We start from the raw sequence: 1924 nt of genomic DNA on the forward strand, positions 1-1924 counted from the left end.
GCACGATCGGCATATCGGCATTCGGATACATCAGCCCGAGCGGCACGAAGGTGCCGTGATCGAAACCCTGATCGGCATCCTCGCGGCAATCGACGCCGGCCTGCGTGAGCAGCGCCTTTACTCTCGCCGCGAGCTCGGGCTTGCCCGGCGCCGGATATTTCAGGCGGTAGGTATGCTCGGGAAAACCGTAATAATCGTACACCATGGGCGGGTGCGCCGAGGTGGACACGGTGAAGGCGTCCGCCTCCCAATGGCCGGTGATGACGAGCACGGCCCTCGGCCTCTCGGGCAGAAGTTGCGGCAAGTTCGCGAACGCCTCGGCAGTCCTGGCATATTGCACCCGCCTGTCCTCCATGAAGGGCCAGGGGCCGCCGCCATGCGACAGGAAAAGGGTCGGAAATCGCGTCATGGGACTCGGCTCGTCGACAGGCGCGTGCGAGCAGTCCGCACGGTCGGCGCCGAGCATAGGCAAAGCCGCATGGTTAGCAAGCCGTTAACGATTTGCCGCTCAGAATCCCCGGCGTGGCCGAAGCAGTCGGCCTGAAGCCAAGTGAGACGTGAGATGAGGAAGTTTGCGCTGGGGGACGTCGTCAACAGTGACAAGGGCCGCCGCGGTGTCGTCCGCGCCGCCTTCAAGTCGCGGGACGGCCAGCAGTTCTACGCCGTCGAGAAGGACGGCGCGATGGATTATCTGGAGGAAGACCGGCTGAGCCCGGCGCCGCGCGTCGAGCTCGCCGCGTAACTCCAGCTCATTTCCCGCCCTCATTTTCGAGCCGGTCGAGACGCTTCGCCAGCGGATCGTCGCCGCTCGCGATGCCGTCGTTCGTGATCAGCAGCAGGCGATCGCTGCCCGCAGCATCCCAGCGCGGCAGCCCGGCGCCGTTGGGATCGCCGCTTCTGGCGAAGTTGATCCAATAGGCGCGGATGCGGCCTGCGACCTCGCGATCACGCCGCGACAGGATGCCCGCACCGGGCACGCCTTCCGCGCCGAAGACAAACTGCAGCTCCCTTCCATGGCCGCCTTCCGGATTCGCGCGCCGCGCCTCCGGCACATAGGCGAAGCGATAGCGAAAGGTTGGCGCGCCGCTTGACGCATGCAGCCGGGCCAACCGCCGCACCGGCTCGGAGAACACCTTGTCGGTGTAGACCCTCGCAGCGAAATCGGAAGGTCCGACGACATCTGCATACAGCTGGCGCATCTCATCGGTGACGATGCCGGACGAAGCAATATCCTTCTCGATATCGGACCAGCCGTCAGAACTTGTCTCGTCGTCGTTCGAGCCGATGATGAGAGGAATGCGGATTTGGTGTCCGGCGGTAAAGCCTGCGACGAGGTCCTCGGTCACGAGACGCCCATCGATCATCGGCGCAAAGCTGCGCGGCGATTGCTCCAGCAATTGGCGTTCGGCGGCGAGCACGCGCCGCAGCTCGGCTGCGCGCCAATCCGTCGTCGGCCCGAGCGCGGCCGCGAACTGCCGGCCCACGGCCTCCGCCTCCTCTGCCGAACGCAGGCGCGCGCGGCCGGGCACCGATTGCAGAATGGCTTTCTGGAAGAGATCGCGCGCCGGCGCGGACAGCATCAGCAGGGCGATCGATGTCGCGCCTGCACCGCTGCCAAACACGGTGACGTTGCTCCGATCGCCGCCGAAAGCCGCGATATTATCCTGCACCCAGTTGAGCGCGGCGATCTGGTCCATCAGGCCGTAATTTCCGCCGCCGTCCGGAAGCGCGGGATGGGCGAGCCAACCGAGAGCACCGAGGCGATAATTCACGGTGACCACGATGAGACCCGCCTGCGCCAGCCTGGCGCCATCGAACAGCGGGTCGTTCGCGGTGCCCCTGACGAAACCGCCGCCATGGATCCACACCATCACCGGCAGTGGGCCATCGACCCCGAACGGCCGGAACACATTCAGCGTCAGGC

General features: G+C 65.8%; 3 protein-coding genes. 1 reads left to right on the forward strand and 2 read right to left on the reverse strand.

Annotated elements, in window-relative coordinates:
- On the reverse strand, positions 1–409 hold a 409-nt coding region (locus tag JHD07_RS33795), incomplete at its 3' end, for a class III extradiol ring-cleavage dioxygenase (protein WP_291630046.1).
- A gap of 153 nt (positions 410–562) precedes the next feature.
- Here JHD07_RS33795 and JHD07_RS33800 point away from each other — a divergent pair.
- Positions 563–742, forward strand: a complete 180-nt coding sequence (locus JHD07_RS33800; RefSeq protein WP_036006694.1) for a hypothetical protein — start codon at positions 563–565, stop codon at positions 740–742.
- Between the two features lie 7 nt (positions 743–749).
- On the opposite strand, the gene JHD07_RS33805 is transcribed toward JHD07_RS33800, so the two are convergent.
- A partial coding sequence (locus JHD07_RS33805; RefSeq protein ID WP_291630051.1) for a carboxylesterase family protein occupies positions 750–1924 on the reverse strand: 1175 nt, incomplete at its 5' end.

The sequence above is a fragment of the Bradyrhizobium sp. genome (genome assembly GCF_016462955.1).
Classification (GTDB): domain Bacteria; phylum Pseudomonadota; class Alphaproteobacteria; order Rhizobiales; family Xanthobacteraceae; genus Bradyrhizobium.

What these genes read in the sequence shown, in the direction of transcription:
- JHD07_RS33800 (WP_036006694.1), top strand. Translation starts at nt 563, where the DNA reads ATGAGGAAGTTTGCGCTGGGGGACGTCGTCAACAGTGACAAGGGCCGC.